Annotated in this window: 16 protein-coding genes and 1 pseudogene; 8 read left to right on the top strand and 9 right to left on the bottom strand. The window is 71.5% G+C overall.

The window, feature by feature from the left end; all coding sequences use genetic code 11:
• Window positions 1–216: 216 nt before the first annotated feature.
• Window positions 217–1,566: an AMP-binding protein gene (locus ACFRU2_RS30840; protein WP_382978234.1), complete on the top strand. Its 1,350-nt coding sequence runs from the start codon at window positions 217–219 to the stop codon at window positions 1,564–1,566.
• A gap of 50 nt (window positions 1,567–1,616) precedes the next feature.
• Here the strand turns inward: ACFRU2_RS30840 and ACFRU2_RS30835 are convergent, their stop codons facing one another.
• Window positions 1,617–2,072, bottom strand: coding sequence for a MarR family transcriptional regulator (locus ACFRU2_RS30835; RefSeq protein ID WP_382978231.1), 456 nt, complete (start codon window positions 2,070–2,072; stop codon window positions 1,617–1,619).
• Window positions 2,073–2,219: 147 nt separating this feature from the next.
• On the opposite strand from ACFRU2_RS30835, the gene ACFRU2_RS30830 reads away from it, so the two are divergent.
• Both ACFRU2_RS30830 and ACFRU2_RS30825 read left to right on the top strand, forming a co-directional pair.
• Entirely contained in the window at window positions 2,220–3,026 is an 807-nt protein-coding gene (locus tag ACFRU2_RS30830) for an alpha/beta fold hydrolase (protein WP_382978229.1), read from the top strand.
• 53 nt (window positions 3,027–3,079) lie between these two features.
• Window positions 3,080–3,973 (top strand): DMT family transporter, encoded by an 894-nt coding sequence (locus ACFRU2_RS30825; protein ID WP_382978226.1) that lies wholly within the window; start codon window positions 3,080–3,082, stop codon window positions 3,971–3,973.
• Here the strand turns inward: ACFRU2_RS30825 and ACFRU2_RS30820 are convergent.
• From ACFRU2_RS30820 to ACFRU2_RS30805, 4 genes and pseudogenes are all read right to left on the bottom strand, one after another.
• Window positions 3,970–4,509: a GNAT family N-acetyltransferase gene (locus ACFRU2_RS30820; RefSeq protein WP_382978224.1), complete on the bottom strand. Its 540-nt coding sequence runs from the start codon at window positions 4,507–4,509 to the stop codon at window positions 3,970–3,972. The two genes, ACFRU2_RS30825 and ACFRU2_RS30820, sit on opposite strands and share 4 nt — an antisense overlap.
• A complete protein-coding gene (locus ACFRU2_RS30815) occupies window positions 4,506–4,937 on the bottom strand; it encodes a GNAT family N-acetyltransferase (RefSeq protein WP_382978310.1) in 432 nt (143 codons plus the stop codon). Before ACFRU2_RS30815 ends, ACFRU2_RS30820 begins: the two co-directional genes overlap by 4 nt.
• A gap of 30 nt (window positions 4,938–4,967) precedes the next feature.
• Window positions 4,968–5,684 (bottom strand): annotated as a pseudogene (locus ACFRU2_RS30810) (alpha/beta fold hydrolase); the annotation flags it as partial.
• Window positions 5,685–5,693: 9 nt separating this feature from the next.
• On the bottom strand, window positions 5,694–6,629 hold the full coding sequence (locus tag ACFRU2_RS30805; RefSeq protein WP_382978221.1) for an endonuclease/exonuclease/phosphatase family protein: 936 nt from the start codon (window positions 6,627–6,629) through the stop codon (window positions 5,694–5,696).
• An 825-nt stretch (window positions 6,630–7,454) separates the two neighbouring features.
• Between ACFRU2_RS30805 and ACFRU2_RS30800 the strand changes: the two genes are divergently transcribed.
• Window positions 7,455–8,528, top strand: a complete 1,074-nt coding sequence (locus tag ACFRU2_RS30800; RefSeq protein WP_382978307.1) for an ABC transporter substrate-binding protein — start codon at window positions 7,455–7,457, stop codon at window positions 8,526–8,528.
• Between the two features lie 21 nt (window positions 8,529–8,549).
• Here the strand turns inward: ACFRU2_RS30800 and ACFRU2_RS30795 are convergent, their stop codons facing one another.
• From ACFRU2_RS30795 to ACFRU2_RS30780, 4 genes are all read right to left on the bottom strand, one after another.
• Window positions 8,550–9,497 (bottom strand): NAD-dependent epimerase/dehydratase family protein, encoded by a 948-nt coding sequence (locus ACFRU2_RS30795; RefSeq protein WP_382978218.1) that lies wholly within the window; start codon window positions 9,495–9,497, stop codon window positions 8,550–8,552.
• Between the two features lie 140 nt (window positions 9,498–9,637).
• Window positions 9,638–10,402: an SDR family NAD(P)-dependent oxidoreductase gene (locus ACFRU2_RS30790; protein ID WP_382978215.1), complete on the bottom strand. Its 765-nt coding sequence runs from the start codon at window positions 10,400–10,402 to the stop codon at window positions 9,638–9,640.
• Window positions 10,403–10,482: 80 nt separating this feature from the next.
• Window positions 10,483–11,745 carry a cytochrome P450 gene (locus ACFRU2_RS30785; RefSeq protein WP_382978212.1) on the bottom strand — a complete coding sequence of 421 codons (1,263 nt, stop codon included), beginning with the start codon at window positions 11,743–11,745 and terminating at the stop codon, window positions 10,483–10,485.
• Window positions 11,746–11,895: 150 nt separating this feature from the next.
• Window positions 11,896–12,840, bottom strand: coding sequence for a ScbA/BarX family gamma-butyrolactone biosynthesis protein (locus ACFRU2_RS30780; RefSeq protein ID WP_382978209.1), 945 nt, complete (start codon window positions 12,838–12,840; stop codon window positions 11,896–11,898).
• 166 nt (window positions 12,841–13,006) lie between these two features.
• Between ACFRU2_RS30780 and ACFRU2_RS30775 the strand changes: the two genes are divergently transcribed.
• The 4 genes from ACFRU2_RS30775 (at window position 13,007) to ACFRU2_RS30760 (ending at window position 16,406) form a co-directional block, all read left to right on the top strand.
• On the top strand, window positions 13,007–13,702 hold the full coding sequence (locus tag ACFRU2_RS30775) for a ScbR family autoregulator-binding transcription factor (RefSeq protein WP_382978206.1): 696 nt from the start codon (window positions 13,007–13,009) through the stop codon (window positions 13,700–13,702).
• A 235-nt stretch (window positions 13,703–13,937) separates the two neighbouring features.
• Window positions 13,938–15,551, top strand: coding sequence for a class I adenylate-forming enzyme family protein (locus tag ACFRU2_RS30770; protein WP_382978203.1), 1,614 nt, complete (start codon window positions 13,938–13,940; stop codon window positions 15,549–15,551).
• On the top strand, window positions 15,548–15,931 hold the full coding sequence (locus ACFRU2_RS30765; protein WP_250744325.1) for a hypothetical protein: 384 nt from the start codon (window positions 15,548–15,550) through the stop codon (window positions 15,929–15,931). The genes ACFRU2_RS30770 and ACFRU2_RS30765 overlap by 4 nt, the downstream gene beginning before the upstream one ends.
• Before the next feature lie 196 nt (window positions 15,932–16,127).
• A complete protein-coding gene (locus ACFRU2_RS30760; protein WP_382978200.1) occupies window positions 16,128–16,406 on the top strand; it encodes a LysR family transcriptional regulator in 279 nt (92 codons plus the stop codon).
• Window positions 16,407–16,470: the final 64 nt, after the last annotated feature.

Genomic DNA, 16,470 nt, shown 5'->3' with positions numbered 1-16,470 from the left:
TGAGGGGGGGGGGGGGGGGGGGGGGGGGGGGGTTCCCCCTACCCCCCCTTCCTCTGCTCCCTGGATTACCCCTGGACCGCGGGGACCCCGGTCTCCCCCCGTCCCCCCGGGGCTCCGCCCCGGACCCCGCGCCTCACACGCCGGCGAGGCTGATCGTGGGCTGGGGTCGGTCGTAGGGTGGGGTCCTTGGATGGACCGCATGCTCCAGGGGGATCAGTGCTGACCGCGCTCACCGGTGTTTACGGAGACAGGCCCGATGCCCTGCGGGTGGCCGGGCGGGGTGCCTCCTATGAGGAGCTGCTCGGGGCGGCCCGGGCGGTGGCCGGCGATGTCGCCGGGGCGGCCGCCTTCGCGGTGACCGCGACGGCCTCGCTGGAGACCGTCGCCGCCGTCGTCGGCGGGCTGCTGGCCGGGGTGCCGTTCGTACCGCTGCCGCCCGATGCGGGGCCCGCCGAGCGGGAGCACATCCTGCGGGACTCCGGTGCGGTGCTCGTCGATGTGGACTTCGCACGGCGTGGCGGGGATGGGGGTGGGGGTGGGTTCGGGGCGGTGGACGGGACCGGGCGGCCGGCGCTGATTCTCTACACCTCCGGGACCACCGGACCGCCCAAGGGGGTCGTTCTCACCGCCGAGGCCTTGGCCGCAGATCTCGACGCCCTCGCCGAGGCCTGGCAGTGGAGCGCCGAGGACACCCTCGTGCACGGGCTGCCGTTGTTCCACGTGCACGGGCTGGTTCTCGGGGTGCTCGGCGCGCTGCGGACCGGCAGCCGGCTCGTGCACACCGGGCGGCCCACGCCGGAGGCCTACGCGGAGGCCGGGGGCAGCCTGTACTTCGGGGTGCCGACCGTGTGGTCCCGTATCGCGGGGGCGCCGGCGGCGGCCGCCGCGCTGGGCGGGGCCCGGTTGCTCGTCTCCGGCAGTGCCGCGCTGCCCGCGCCGGTCTTCCGGGACCTGGAGCGGCTGACCGGGATGCGGCCCGTGGAGCGGTACGGGATGACCGAGACCCTGATCACCGTGAGCGGGCGCGCGGGCGGGGAGGTGCGGCCCGGTACGGTCGGCACCCCGCTCCGGGGGATCCGTACGCGGATCGCGGCGGAGGCCGGCGCGGAGATCGGCGAGCTCCAGCTCACCGGGCCGACGCTGTTCTCCGGGTACCTGGGCCGGCCCGAGGCCACGGCCGCCGCCTACACCGAGGACGGGTGGTTCCGTACGGGCGACATCGCGGCCGTGGACGAGGCCGACGGGGTCCACCGGATCGTGGGCCGGGCCTCCATCGACATGATCAAGTCGGGGGGCTACCGGATCGGCGCCGGTGAGATCGAAAACGCGCTGCTGGACCACCCCAAGGTGAGCGAGGCGGCGGTGGTGGGGCTGCCGGACGCGGATCTCGGGCAGCGGATCGTGGCCTTCGTGGTGGCCGAGGGCGTCACCGGGCCGGAACTGACGGACTTCGTCGCCGCGCACCTGTCGGTGCACAAGCGGCCGCGCGAGGTGCGGTTCGTGGCGGCGATCCCGCGCAATGCGATGGGCAAGCCGCAGAAGAGGCTGCTGCTGGGCGACGCCTGACGGGCGGGCGTGGTCAGAGGGCAGGGCGTGCGTGGTCAGGGCGTGGGTGGTCAGGGCGTGTCGCGGGGCACCAGGTGGCGGGCCAGGACCTCCAGGGCCCGGGTCAGCTCCGGCAGCCGTTCTGCTTCGGTCTCGCCGAGGGCGCGGGCGAGGGCGTCCTCGACCTTTGACGCCCCGGCGGCGCGGACGGCGGCCACGCGCGCGGACGTGCCGGGGGCCTGGCGGACCAGGGTGCGGCGACGGTCGGCCGGGTCGGGCGAGGTCTGCACGGAGCCGGCCTCGCGCAGGCGGGCGACGGCGCCGGAGACCTGGCTCTGCGGGAGGCCCGTGCGCTGGGCCGTCTCGCCGACCGTGGTGTCGGGGTGCGCGGCGATGTCGCCGGCCACGATCACGACGGAGCGCGTGCCGCCGGCGTACTGACCCGGGCCGCCCGGGGGTTCGGGCAGGGCCTCCTCGCCGAGCTTCATCAAGGCGCGGCCCAGCAGGAAGAGTTCGATTCCGTCCACGGGAGCCACGGTACAGCGGAATCACCGAACCATCGAAGAAGATGCATCTTTTTCGATCCATCTCTCTTGATGTATCTGATTCGATGGGTTATGTTGATTGCAGAGAGTGACGGACTGGGGGTCCGGAGCCGCGAGCAAGGAGTTGCCATGAGTGCTGTGCTCCACTACCAACTGCAGGGCTCCGGCCCGATGCTGCTCATCGCGCAGAGCGGTGAGGGGGACGCCGATCGCACCGTGGATCTCGTCCCGCACCTCACCGATGCCTTCACCGTACTGACCTACGACCGCCGTGGGCTCTCGCGCAGCCGGCCGGAGGAGCCCGGCCGGACCGCGTCGCTCGCCGAGCACGCCGAAGACGTCCACCGGCTGCTGGCGTCCGTCACCGACGAGCCGGTTCTGATGCTCGGCTGCAGTCTGGGGGCCGTCATCGGCCTGCACCTGGCCGTTCGGCACCCGGAGCAGGTGAGCACCCTCATCGCGCACGAGCCCGTGGCCCCGAGGCTGCTGCCCGCGGGGGAGCGGGCACGGCACGAAGCAGAGCTCCGGGAACTGCAGGGGATCTACCGCACGGGCGGGCTCGAAGCCGTCTTTCCGGAGATGGCGCGGGTTCTCGGGATCGACCTCTCGCGGCGCGACGCGGAGCCGGGACTGACTTCGCAACCCCTGGACGAGCGACGGCGTGCCAACTTCGGCTATTTCATCGAGCACGACTTCACGGCGATCGTCGAGGACACCCTCGATGTGGACGCCCTGACCCGGACCCCGACGCGCATCATCCCGGCGCTGGGCACCGCCACCCCGTCCACCGTCTTCGACCACCGGTGCGCGACGGAACTGGCGGCCCTCCTGGACACGGAGATACGGGTCTTCCCGGGCGGCCACAACGGCAACACCACGCACCCCCGGGGCTATGCGGAGCGGCTGCGCAGCCTGCTGGCTCCGGCCGGGGCGTAGGCGCTCGGGAAAAGGGCAACGGGCCTCTCGGGTGGGGCAGGTAGCTTGCTCGCATGGACAAGACGTCTGATCAGGTCAGGACCGACCGGCGGGCTCTGATAGCTGCTGGAGTGACCGTCGTGCTGTGGGCTTCCGCGTTCGTTTCGATCCGCTCGGCGGCCGCGCACTTCGGGCCCGGAGCGCTCGCGTTCGGACGCTTGCTGACCGCCTCGGTCGCGCTGGGGCTGGTCCTGGTCGTCAAGCGGGTACCGCCGCCGCCGAAGCAGGCGTGGCCCGGGATCCTGGTCTCGGGTGTGCTCTGGTTCGGGCTCTACATGGTGACGCTGAACTGGGGCGAGCAGCTCGTGGACGCCGGAACCGCGGCCATGATCGTCAACATCGGCCCGATCGTGATTGCGCTGCTCAGCGGCTGGCTGCTGAAGGAGGGGTTCCCGCCCCTGCTGTTGGCGGGCATGGCGGTCTCCTTCGCCGGAGCGGTTCTGGTCGGACTGTCCACCTCGAACGGCGGGTCCGCCTCGCTGGGAGGCGTCCTGCTCTGCCTGGTCGCCGCGCTCACGTACGGGGCCGGGGTGGTCGCGCAGAAGCCGGCGCTGGCGTACGCGAGCCCGATCCAGGTGACCACGTACGGCTGCTTCGTCGGTACGGCCGTCACCCTGCCCTTCGTCGGGCAGCTCGTCGACCAGCTTCCCGGGGCTCCGCTCGCCGCCATCCTCAACATGCTCTACCTGGGGCTCTTCCCGACCGCGCTCGCCTTCACCACCTGGACGTACGCGCTGTCGCGGACCACCGCGGGGAAGATGGGCGCGACCACCTACGCGGTGCCCGCCGTCGTGGTGCTCATCGCGTGGATCGCCCTCGACGAGGTCCCGGCCGCGCTGACCCTGCTCGGCGGTGCGGTCTGCCTGGCCGGGGTCGCTGTGTCCCGGAAGCGGCGGAGTCCGGCCTAGGGGGTGTCCCGGTGCCAGTCCGCGTCCACGTAGCCGAGGGTGCGGTTCATGGCGATGGCCGAGGTGTTCGCGGGGTGGTGCACCGTGCGGATGACCGGGGCTCCGTGGTGGTCGGCGAAGGCGATGCCGAGGGTCTTCATGGCGAGGGAGATGCCCCGGCCCCGGTAGGGGGCCCGGACGCCGGTCATCTCGTTGAAGGCGAAGCCGTCGGAGAGATGGAGGGAGGTCGCTGCCATGCCGGCCCAGGTGCCGTCTTGGTCCCGGGCGACGATGATGCCGGCCGGGTCGTAGGAGGGGGAAGCGAAGCGCAGGCGTGCGTATGCCTCGTAGGAGTAGAAGGCGCCCCGCTCGGGGATATCGGCCGAGCACTCCTTGTTCAGGTCGTAGAGCCTGCGGCGCGCGTCCTCTGCGTCGCCGAGTCGGGCGAGGGTCGTGAAGCTGAAACCCGCCGCACGGCACCGGTCGACGTACGGGGTGAACCGTGCGGAGTCGAAGGTGCGGACCGTGAGTTCGAGGCGGACCCAGGGGACGCTCACGCGAGGCGCAGGTCTACGAAGGGCACGGTGTCGCCGGGGAGGACGTAGCGGTCGAACTCGATGAAGCCCGCTCGGTGCGCGAAGCTCAGGCCCTCCGGGTTGGACGCGAGGACCACGGTCTCGATCACCTCGGCGCCGAGGGACCGTGCCTGGGCGAGTGCGTGGGAGTACAGCTCGCGGCCGAAACCCCGTCCCCGGTACGCGGGCAGGACGCGCGCGATCACGGTGGCGGTCGTGGAGCCGGCGGCGGGGACCCGCAGCGTCGTGCATCCGATGAGTGCGTCGCCGAGGTGGGCTATGTGCAGGACGTGGCGTGCGGAGCGCTCCCGCACGTCTTCAAGGGAGAGGAGGGCCGTCGGGATGACTGTGTTGTGGACGTGCTGCCAGTCGCTCAGGGCGGCTTCGGAGGCGGCGTCCACTGCGTGGATGCGAAGACCGGAAGGCGGCGGCGGGGTGTCCTGCGCGGCGGCGTCGAGGAGGATGCGGACCAGGGCGGACGGGGCGGAGAACATCGGCCAGTGGCCTGTGTCCAGGGTGACCCACTGCCAGTCCGGGCCGGTGGCCAGGAGCTTCGCCACGTCGGGGTGGGGTTCGGCGCCGTCCAGCAGGCATTTGACGTAGGTCGCGGGGAGCTCGGCGAGGGGGTGGGTCAGTACGGCCGGTTCGGTCAGCGTGGCGCCCGGGTGCGGGGTCGCATCGGCGAGGAGCCGGGCGGTCTGCTCGTCCGTGAGGCCCTGGCCCTCGCAGTCGGCGGCCTGCAAAGGGGGCCAGAAGCCGTCGTTCGCGGCGATCGCGGCCTCTATGGCGGAGCGGCCGTCAGGCCAGCTGGTGACGAAGGATCCGTCGGGGGTGGGGACGTTGGCATCGACGAAGACCACCCGGTTCAGGCGGGCGCCGATCCGCTCTGCGGCCTGACCGACCGGGATGCCGGAGTAGCTGTGGCCCACCAGGACCACATCGCGCAGGCCGAGCTCGTCGATGGCGTCGACTATGTCCGTGACGTGCGTCTGCTGGCCGGCCGGGATGCCCTGCTTGTCCGCGAGGCCGGACAGGGTCAGGGCGTGCACCTCGTGGTCGCCGTCCGTGCTGCGCAGTGCGGTGCGGAGTTCGGCGGCCACCTCGTCCCATGCCGCTGCTCCCAGCCAGGCGCCTGCCACCAGTACGAATTCAGTCATGACCGTACGTTAATCGAACTGGATGTCGGCGGTGAGGGGCAGGTGATCGCTGGAGGTGGCGGGGAGCGTGCGGACGCGGGTGACGGTGCCCGAGCGGGCCAGGATCTGGTCGATCCGGGCCAGGGGGAAGGCCGCGGGCCAGGTGAAGGCGAAGCCGGCGGTGGGGGCGGGGGTGTTGGCGGCGGCCGGGGTGGGCGTCGGCTTCGCCGCCAGGGCGGTGCGGATGGGGGCCAGGCCGCGGTCGTCGGCGGTGCCGTTGAGGTCCCCGAGCAGGACGACTCGGTCGGCGGGCTCCGCGGCGAGGGCGGAGCCGAGCAGAGCGGCGCTTTCGTCGCGGCGGGCGGAGCCGAAGCCGGAGGCGCCGAGGCGGAGGGAGGGCAGGTGGACGACGTAGACGGCGACGGGCCCGCCGGGGGTGGCGGCGGTGGCGCGCAGGGCGCGGTTCCAGTGCGGGTCGCCGGCGAGGGCCGACGGTTTGATGTCGACGGGACGGACGTCGGTGAGCGGGTACGCCGACCAGAGGCCGACCGTGCCGTGGGTGGCGTGGTGGGGGTAGTCGGCGCCGAGGGTGGCGGTGAAGGCCGTGACGGCGGCGGGGGTGAGTTCCTCGACGGCGATGAGGGTGGGGTGCGGGGCGGCGAGGGCCTTTGCTGTGCGGGAGGGGTTCTGGTTCTCGTCGCTGATGTTGTGCTGGACGGTGGTGAGGGTGGGGGGAGGGGCGTGAGGGGGGTGAGGGGGGTGGGTTGAGTCGGTTGAGTCGGTTGAGTGGGTGGTGGGCGTCGGGGTGGGGGTGGCGGCGTGGGGGAGGAAGGTGCCGAACTGGCCCAGCCAGGCGGCGGTGGGGAGCAGGAGGGCCAGGGCGGTGGCCGCGGAGCGGCGTCGGAGGGCCAGGGCGAGGAGGAGGGGGACGGCGAGGCCGAGCCAGGGGAGGAACGTTTCCAGCAAGCTGCCGGGGTTGCCGGGGGTGTTGGGGACGAGGGAGGGGCGGGCGAGGAGCGCGGCGAGTAGGACGGAGAGGAGTGCGGGGAGGGCCGCGGTGCCGGCCGCGGTGCCGGCCGCGGTGCCGGCCGCGGTGCCGGCCGCGGGCCAGGGGAGGGCGCGGGGACGAGGGCGGGGGAGGAGGGGGTGGGGTCGGGCGGTGGGGCCCGGGGGTGAGTCGGAGGTGGGGCTCGTGGTTGGGCCCGGGGTTGGGTTGGCGGTGGGGCCCGGGAGTGAGGTGGGGTCCGGGGCCGGGCTGGGGGGTGGGCCCGCGTTTGCCTGGGTCATGGGGCCGTTCCTGCCTGTTCCTTGGGGAGTGCGTGGTGTGGCTGGTACGACGACGTCGGGGGTGGGGACCCGGTTCCCGCGGGGTGTGCGTCTGGACGCGGGGCCCTGCGGGGCCGTTCCCCCACCCCGCCCCTTCCCGAAACCGGGGCTCTGCCCCGGGCCCCGTTGGGGGTGCGCATCCGGGGCTGGGAGGGGCTGGTATCCGGGTCCGGTGGGGCGGTGTCCGGGGGCTGTTCAGGGTTCTGGCCCGGGGGCGTTGGGGGTGATTCGGGGCTGGGAGGGGGTGGGTGTCTGGATCCGGTGGGGTTGTGTCCCGGGGGTTTGTTCAGGGCTCTGGCTCGGGGGGCGTTGGGGGCGGGTAAGCGGTTGCCTTGGGGTGGTGGGGGTGGGTCCAATGGGCGGGATGATCGTTTCGGTGCGTTGGCGGGCTTTGGGCGTGTCGGCCTGGGGATAGAGGAGTGGTGCGCTGTGGGTGCCTCGGTGTTGGCGTCGTCGGTCGTGCGGTTGGGGGCGCTTGTGCCGTTGACGCGGCCCGGGTGGGTCGACGCGGGGCGGCAGTTGCTCGCGGGGCTCGAGCTGGGCGTGCGCGAGGTCAATGGTGCGGGAGGGATCGGTGGCCGACCGCTGGAGCTCCTGGTCCGGGACACCGCGGCCGATCCGGAGCGGGCTGCGGCGGCCGTGGAGGAACTCGCCGGGCTGGGTGTGGCCGCCGTGGTGGGGGAGTACCACAGTGTCGTCGCCCGGGCGGCGGCCGCGCGGGCCGATGCGCTCGGCGTGCCGTTCCTCTGCTCCTCCGCGGTGCTCGACGGGCTCGTCGAGGAGCCGACCGAGTGGGTCGCGCGGCTGGCCCCGGCCCAGTCCCGCGGTTGGCGGACCTATGCGGAGTTCCTGCTTGGGGCGGGGCACGGCCGGATCGCGGTGGCGACCCAGCCGAGCGTGTACTGGGCTTCCGGGACCGCCGTCCTGCGGGAGTGCTTCGCCGCCGCAGGCGGCGACGTCATTGAGATCGACGTTCAGGGGGTTACTCCCGACGAGCTGTGCGACACGCTCGTGGGGGAGGGGGCCACCGCGCTCCTCCTGCTGGTCGGGTACCCGGAGCCGGCGGCGGAGATCGTCAGGGCCGTACGGGGCGACCGGCGGCTCGGGGAGCTCCTGATCGGGGCTCCGGCCGGACAACCGGAGTTCGCCGGATGGGCCGGGGCGCTGGGAGGGGACGGCGCCGGGATCCCGTTCCTGCGCTACCTGCCCGAGCAGCTCGGGCCGCTCGGCGAGCGGGTGGGGAAGGAGCTCCGCGAGCAGCTCGGCGAGGAGCCCTCGTTCGTGGCCTTCGAGGGCTGGGACAGCGTCACCGTCCTCGCCGAGGTGCTGCGTTCGTACGGTACGGACCGGGCGGCCGTCGCCGGGGCGTGGCCGCGGGTGGAGGTCGAGGGCACCCGTGGGACGATCCGGTTCTCCCGGACGCCGGGGATCGGTGTCTGGCAGTGGGCCTGGGCACCCGTGCGGGTCGTCGACCGGGATCCGGCGGAGCTCGTAGGTCGCTTTCGGGTCCTTCATGGGGAGGGCGGGGACGCTCGCTGATCCCGGTGGGCGGCGGAGTTCTCAGGCGCGGGCCAGGTGGGCGCGGTACCAGGGAGCGGCGGAAGGGAGCAGGGTGAGGGGCGTGGGAGTGGGGCGCAGGCCGGTCAGCCGCCAGATGGGGTCGGCGCGCTGGTGGTAGTCGCGGGCCAGCAGGGAGAACTGCCGCTCCGTCACCCGGCCGGGACGCCTCCGGAGTTGTTCCAGGCAGCGGGCCCACGACCACTCCTCCCGCACCGCCGGCAGGATCCCTTCGGCGGCCAGCGCCGACACGAGGTCGGCGCTGGTCACCGCGGCGGGGTGGCTCGCGTGGTGGATCCCGCCCGCGACGGAGACCGGGGCCGTGGCCAGGGCGTCGATCAGGCGGGCCAGCTCGCCGACGTCGATCATGGACAGCAGCGCGCGGCCGCCGTCCCAGCTGGCCGGGACCCGGTCGATCAGCTCGGCCAGGGCCGGGACCACCCAGCGGTCACCGGCGCCCAGCACCAGACCCGGCCGCAGGACGGTGCCGCCGGCGGCCAGCACCGGTGCCTCCGCCGCCAGCCGGGTGCGGCTCGCGGCGGACACCGGATCCGGGGCCACCTCGTCGACCTCGATCCCCCGGTGCGGGAGGTTCCCGTAGACCGCGGCCGTGGACAGGTGGACGATCCGGCGCACCCCCGCCCGCACGGCCTCCGTGAGGAGGGCCGCCCCGCCCAGCACGTTGACCGTGTGGCAGCGTTCCTCGTCCCGGCCGATGTAGGAGGCCAGGTTCACCAGCGCGGCCGCGCCCTCGCAGACCCCGCGCAGCGAGCCGGGATCACCCAGGTCAGCACGGACCCACTCCACGCCTTCGCGCTCCGCACCGGGGGTGCGGGCGAGGGCCCGCACCAGGACACCGGGACAGCGGGCCAGGGCGTCCAGTGTGGCCGAGCCGATGAAACCGGTGGCTCCCGTCAGGACGATCACTCTGGGTCTTTCGGATATCTGCATGGGGTGATTTTATCGGCGCGGGCCCGGCCGGGACGGGGCTCCGACGGGCCCGTGCAGCTCTTCTTCTGTTCCTCGCCCGGGGGTTGCGTCGTGTTCCGCCGCGTGCCGGTTGCGCGGGCGGACCTCGTCGGGCCGAGCGGTCAGCGGGCGGTCCAGCCGCCGTCCACCGGGACGGTCGCGCCGACGACGAAGGAGGCCTGGTCGCTCAGCAGCCATGCGGCCGCCTGCGCGATCTCGCGCGGGTCCGCCGTACGCGGCAGCGGGGCCCTGGTGTGCAGCTGCTCCTCGATGCCGGGGTTCAGGTCGAACCACTGGGCCATCATCTCGCTGCGCGTGGTGCCGGGAGCGATGGCGTTGACCCGGATGCCCTGGGCGGCGTACTCGGCTGCGGCCTTCGTCAGGCCGATGACGGCGTGCTTCGCTGCGATGTACGCGGCGGAGGCCGGAGTGCCGACCAGGCCCGCGATGCTGCTGTTGTTCACGATCGCCCCGCCACCCGGCAGCATCGCGGCGATCTCGTACTTCATGCAGTTCCACGTGCCGCGGACGTTGGTGGCCATGACGGCCTCGAAGTCCGCGTCCTCGGTGAGGTGCAGCGGCGCGGGCACGGTGCCCAGCCCCGCGTTGTTGAAGGCGGCGTCCAGGCCCCCGAAGAGCTCCACAGCCCTGTCCACCGCAGCCTCGACCTCTTCGGCGTTGGCCACGTCGACGACCGCGTAGGCGGCGGTGAAACCCCGGTCCGTCAGCTCGCGGGTGAGCGCGGCCAGTTCCTCCTCGCGCCGGGCGGCGAGGAGCACCGAGGCACCGTTCTCGCAGAACACCCGGGCGGCGGCCGCCCCGATGCCGCTGCTCGCGCCGGTGATCAGGGCGCGCCTGCCCACGAGGAGGCCGGTCTTTTCCGTCATGGTGAGTCTTCCGTCCTTCCGTCTTCGCATCTTTTGTCCGCCGCGGACCGGCGGGTCGGCGGGGAGGGGCCGCCCCGGGACTATTGGCTGGAAATAGACCCGCTGCGGGCGCTGGACGGGCCCAGCATCACGGGAACCGTGCGGTGGCCGTTCGAAACGAACGAGAACTTCGGCCGGAGTTCATCGGCCGGCACGGCCAGGGCGATGTCGGGGAACCGCTCGAAGAGCGCCGACAGCGCGATGGCGACCTCCATCCGGGCCAGGTTCACGCCGAGGCAGTGGTGGGCCCCGTACCCGAACGACACATGATCGGCGCGGGTGTCGCGGGTGATGTCGAAGAGGTCCGCGCCGGCTCCGTGGTGGAGGGGGTCGCGGCCGGCGCCGGCGAAGCAGATGACGATCGCGTCGCCCTGCGGGATCCGCACGTCGTCGTCGATCTCGATCGTCTCGACGGCGTAGCGCAGGATGCTGTGCGCGCCGGGCGGGTCCACGCGAAGGGACTCGTCGATGACGTCCTCCCACGAGGCCTTGCCGTCCCGTACGAGCGCCAGCTGGCCGGGGTGCGTGAGGAGGGAGACGACCGCGTTGTCGATGAGGTTCACCGTCGTCTCGTAGCCGGCGGTGAAGAGGAGGATGAGATTGTCGAGGAGTTCCTTCTCGCTCATATCCGCGGCGCCCGAGTCGCGCGCGGCGACGAGGCCCGACGTCAGGTCGTCGGCAGGAAATTTCCTCTTGTGCGCCACAACGTCGTTCAGGATCTCGTACATGGCCGTGCCATTCGCCAGTGCGTCCTCGGGGGTGATCGAGGTGGCGAAGAAACTGTCGATGATCTTCTGCAGCGGATCACGTGCGGACTGCGGAATTCCGAAGAGTTCGCAGACCACGGCGTGCGGCAGTACGTGGGCGAATTCCTTGCGGAGATCCAGGGCTTGTCCCGCCGGGGCCTGCTCCAGGCGGTCCAGCAGCCCGGCGGCGATCTCCTCGACCCGGGGCCGCAGGGCTGCCACCCGGCGCATGGTGAACTCCCCCGCCACCGGCTTGCGCAGGCGCGTGTGCTCCTCGCCGTAGGCGGTGATCATGTTCTGCACGGAGACCCAGATGGCCAGCGGCCACTCCTGGTCGACTTCCCCGTCGATCCACGCGGGCCAGTGCCGGTAGGCGTCCTTCGATATTCGGGGATCGATGAGCAGGCGCTTCACGAGTGCGTAGTCCGTGATGGACCACGCCTCCACTCCACCGGGGAGCACGATCCGCGCGGCCCGGCCAAGGGAGCGTATTTCCTTGATTTCTCCGTGAATGTCCTGGCCGAGCGGATCGATGACGAACGGGCACTGCCTGCGCACAGGAGTATCCCTCCTACAACTGCTTGGTGACGGTGAGTCGGATGACGTCACAGGCTGGCACGCCAAACGCCTTCCCGCCACTTCGCGCAGGGCCGTCTCGGCCAGCGGATCACAGGGAACCGCTGCCCATTTCACTGGAAAGGGAGGAGATCAGGCGGAAACGGGAATTGCTTCCAGGTGTGCGTGGAAGACCTGTTGGCCGCTCTGATGGCCGGTCACATCCAGGGAGAGGGTGTTGTCCCGGCTCCGCGTCACCGGCTGCGCCTGGACCAGGCAGGGGGAGTGGAACTCCACGTACCGGTTGAAGGTGAGGTGCAGCGAGGTGGGGTACAGCCGGGTGGCGCCGGCGACGGCGTAGGCGGCCTGGTGGGTGGCCTCCAGGAGGGCCATGCCGGGCACGTGGTCGTTCTTGTGCGCGAACAGCGTCGTGTTCGTGGTGTGCGGGCGCAGCGTCCAGCACCGGGGATCCATGGTGGGGGCCAGCAGGACGTGGCTCGGATCGGTCCGCAGGACGAGGGAGGGCTGCACCGGGTCCGGCACGGGCAGGATCGGCCGGGCGTCCGCGTGCTCACCGCGCATCCGGCGGTAGGCGCCGGGAGAGGTGCACGACAGGCTGCCGCCGCCGGTCGCGATGACCCGGCCACCCTGCACCACGTCCATGTGGCACTCCATGCCGGAGAAGCGGGTGCCGCGGCGGTTGACGTTCGTGCAGGTGACGTCGATGTGGATGGGAGCGCCGCTGTTCGCCGCCAGGAGTTCGGGGTCGATCCGGTAGCGCATGTCGGACATCAGGAACTGGTGGCCGAGGGGGACGCCGTACTCGGCGTGAGAGAGCAGGATGCCCGTCTGGCGGATGGCCTCCGCGATGACGGCGGGGGAACGGAAACCGTGGAGGGCGGTATGGAACGGGTGGTTTTCAGGCCAACGGACGGTCACGTTGAATCGGTCGGGAGCGGTCCTTTCCCAGGCCGAGAGGAAGACCTCGGAGGCGTCAGGACGGTGCACAAGCCAGTTGGGTACGGCCGGAGGCCTTGCATCTGAGACCCCGACCGATGGTCTTTGGGCGTTTTCGCTGACATACGAGGTGATTAACATGAATTCCCCTCCGTACTTCGAGGCAGATTCGAGCCACTCGTGGTAGGTCTTGGTTCGCCGCAAGATACGTGCTGCCTGGTATAATTTGCAACGGCTGTTTTCGGTGACATGCTCATACCTCCGAGGAGGTGGACCAATGGCCGTCAGCAACGTGGAAGGAGCGAGGGTGTCTCAGAGGGAGACTTCTCGGCGCACCCGGCAGCTCATCGTCGAGGCAGCCGGCGCCGTGTTTGCGGAGAAGGGCTTCAACGGGGCCACGATCGCGGACGTGTACCAGCGGCTCGGGCTGACCAAGGGCGCCTTCTACTACTACTTCAAGGGCAAGGAAGAGCTGGCCCAGGCCGTTCTGGCCAGCCAGATCGACACGGTCGGCTTCCCGCTCGTACCGCGCAGCACCCGCCTTCAGGAGCTGATCGACAAGGGCATGCTGTTCGCCGTTCAGATCCGCAGTGACCCGATCGTGCAGGGCAGCCTGAGGCTCTCCCTGGAGCGCGGCAGTCACCACGAGCACCGCCTGCGGCCCTACCAGGACTGGATCGACCACAACCGGTTCGCCCTGGGGCAGGCCCGGGAGTGCGGCGAACTCCATGCGCACGTGGACCTGGACGCGGTCGCCAATCTCTTCGTCGGCGCCTTCACCGGAGTGCAGGTGCTCTCGGAAGTGATGGCCGACTGGGAGGACCTGGAGGTACGGGTGTCCGTGCTGCTCAGGCACATCATGCCGATCATCGCGCTGCCGACGGTGCTGGCCGAACTCGACATGGCTCCCGGCCGCGCCGAGCGGGTCGCCGCCGATCTGGAGAAGCACCTGCGGGCGCAGGCCGAGGCCGAACTCGTCGCGTCGGCCGAGCTCCAGGCCTAGTACCGCCGCCCAGTACCCCTGCGGCCGGTACGTCCGCGAACCGGCCTGTTTTCACCGTTTCCCTCCGCCGGGCGTCCTCGACGCCCGGCGGAGGGTTTTCCGCAACCGATTCGGTGCTTCGGGCGACGACATCAGATCTTCCGATGACGGTTGCCTACCTTCATGCAGGTTTGTTTCCATGGGCGCGGCCCCGAGCCACTTACACGAGGCTCTTGACCGACCACGGAGAACCCACATGATCAAGCTCGATGACATCCGCCGGCACGCGGCGGGCGGCGTGACGCGGGATGCCTTGGTCGACGGCCAGGTGCGGCTGACCTGGGGCCAGTACGCCGAGACCGTGGAGCGGACGGCGGCCGGACTCACCGAGCACCTGCCCCAAGAGGGCGCGGTCCGGGCGGTCTTCCTCGCCGGGAACAGCTGGCAGCTCACCGTCGCGATGAGCGCCTGCGCCACCCTCGGAGTCTCCTGCACCGGTCTCGACCCGCAGAGCGGTACCGACGATCTCGGCCAGCTGCTCTCCTGGCTGGAGCCGTCCGTGGTCTTCGTGACCTCGGAGCACCGCGCCACCCTCGACCAGCTCGTTTGGCCCAGCGGACCGCAGGCCGTGCACGTCCTCCTGGACGGGATCACGGCCCCCGGAGCCCCGGCCGCCCCCGGCAAGCACCAGGCGCTCAACTTCGACCTGCTGACCTCGGCCGAACCCCTGCGCACCCTGCCGGCGCCCCGGCCGTACGAGTCCTTCGCGGTCAGTGCGCGCAGTGAGGGGCCCTCCCGGATCGCCGTGCGCCGCACCCCCTCGGAGGGCCGCCACCTGGTGGACCTCGTCGACGAGTTCGGGCTCAACCGGGACGACGTCCACCTGGCCTCCGCCCCGCCGACCGAACCCACGGCCCTCGCGCTGGCCCGCACGATGCTCGGCATCGGCGCCACCGTCGTCCTCGCGGACGGAGCCGGCCCCGAGACCCTGGCCTCCCTGCTCGTCGCCGAGCGGGTCAGCACCGGTGTGATCACCCCCTCCGTCCTGCACCGGGTGCTCGGACTGCCGGAGGGCTCCGAGCCCTCGCCGCGCACCCGCCACCTGCGGTTCCTCCTCACCCCCGGCGCCCACCTGGGCCGATGGACCGTCAACACGGCCTGGGAGCGGCTGGGCCCGGTGCTGCACACCGCGCTCGGCAGCGCGGAGACCGGGCTGACCGCCGTCATGGGCCCCGAGGAGCTGCTGGTCTCGCCGCCGCGCTCGGGCCACACCACGCTCGGCACCACCGTCGCCGTCCTCGGCGAGGACGGGCAGCCGGTCGGGCAGGGTGAGAGCGGCCGCCTCGCCTTCGCCGGCCACCAGGTCATGGACGGCTACCTGGACGGCGAGACCCAGACCGTCGAGCTGGACCTCGGCTGGGGCGCGGAGCGCTTCCTCGTCACCGACGAGTCCGGGTACGTGGACGAGACCGGCCGGCTGCTGGTCACCGGGCGGGTCACCGACGTGCCCGTGGTGGTCCGCGATTCCGCGGTCGACACCGAGCTGTTCCGGCTGGAGTCGGACCTGCTCAACCTGCCCTGCCTGCGCGACACCGCCGTCATGCGGGTCAGCAGCCCGGTGCTGGGCGACGCGATCGTGGTGCCCTTCATCGCCGTGGCGGTCGGCCGCGAGGCCACCGGCTACCAGGCGCTCAGCGCGGCCTGCGCCCGCCGGGTGCCCTCGCTGCCCGCGCACGTCATCGCCGTCGACACCATCCCGTACAGCCCGACGGGCCGCATCCGCACCGGGGACCTCCTCGACGCGGTCCTGCCCATCATCACCCTGAACCTGCAGCTTGAGCAGTCGATGCAACAGGAGATGTCCGCGTGAACCTGCCCTCCTTCGACGACCAGCCGTACGACGAGGTACTGGTGGAGGACTTCGAGACGGCCTTCTTCGCGCTCGAGCTCGAACTCCTCGACCTGCCCTGCGTCCAGGACATCGCGGTGATGCGCACCCGGCTCCCCGAGGTGGGCGAGACGCTGGTGGTGGCCTTCGTACCCCTCGTCGAGGAGGACCAGGAGGCCGGCGGACGCCAGGCCGCGCTGGCCGCCTGCGAGCGGCGCATGCCGTGGGTGCTCTCGCACGCGGTGGCCGTGGACGCGATCCCGCGCGCTGCCGACGGATCCGCCCGCACGGGGGTCCTGATCGACCGTCTGCTCCCTCAGATCGCCCGGGACCTCCTCTCGCCGATGGAGATGTCCGACTAGTCCACTCCGCCCAACCCGCTGTCAACCACGAAGCAGCGGCTGACCTGTGGCCATGCCCTCCCTGCGGGCATGGCCACAGGTATGTCCGCAGTCGTGCGGGAACCAGAACGCGAAACCTCAGTACTGCAGTTATACCTGCACCGTGGTATGTTTCAAGTCTCCGAGGCTCTGAGCCTCGCAGAAGGGAGCCCCTGCCGTGCAGTTCCAGCAGTTACGCTCGTTCCGTGAAGTGGCCGCCGAGATGAGCTTCACTCGCGCCGCCCGCAACCTCCACTACTCGCAGCCCAGCGTCACCGCCCACATCAAGAACCTCGAGGACTACATCGGGGCCGAGCTGTTCCATCGCGCCGGCGGCCGGGTCCAGCTCACCGAGGCGGGCATGCGGCTGCTGCCGCACGTAGAGAAGATCATTCTGATAGCCGAGGCCGCCTGTATCGACGCGGCATCCGCCGGTCAAGCCCGTCCCGCCGCCTGACCAGCCGCCGGACATCTTTTCGCAATTCTTTTCATTCGGCCCGGCTGTCGTATCCGAATTACTT

Source organism: Streptomyces sp. NPDC056883, from assembly GCF_042788835.1.
Classification (GTDB): Bacteria; Actinomycetota; Actinomycetes; order Streptomycetales; family Streptomycetaceae; genus Streptomyces; species Streptomyces stoeckheimensis.
Note: the sequence above shows the minus strand (reverse complement) of the source record. Positions and strands in the feature narration are given on the sequence as shown.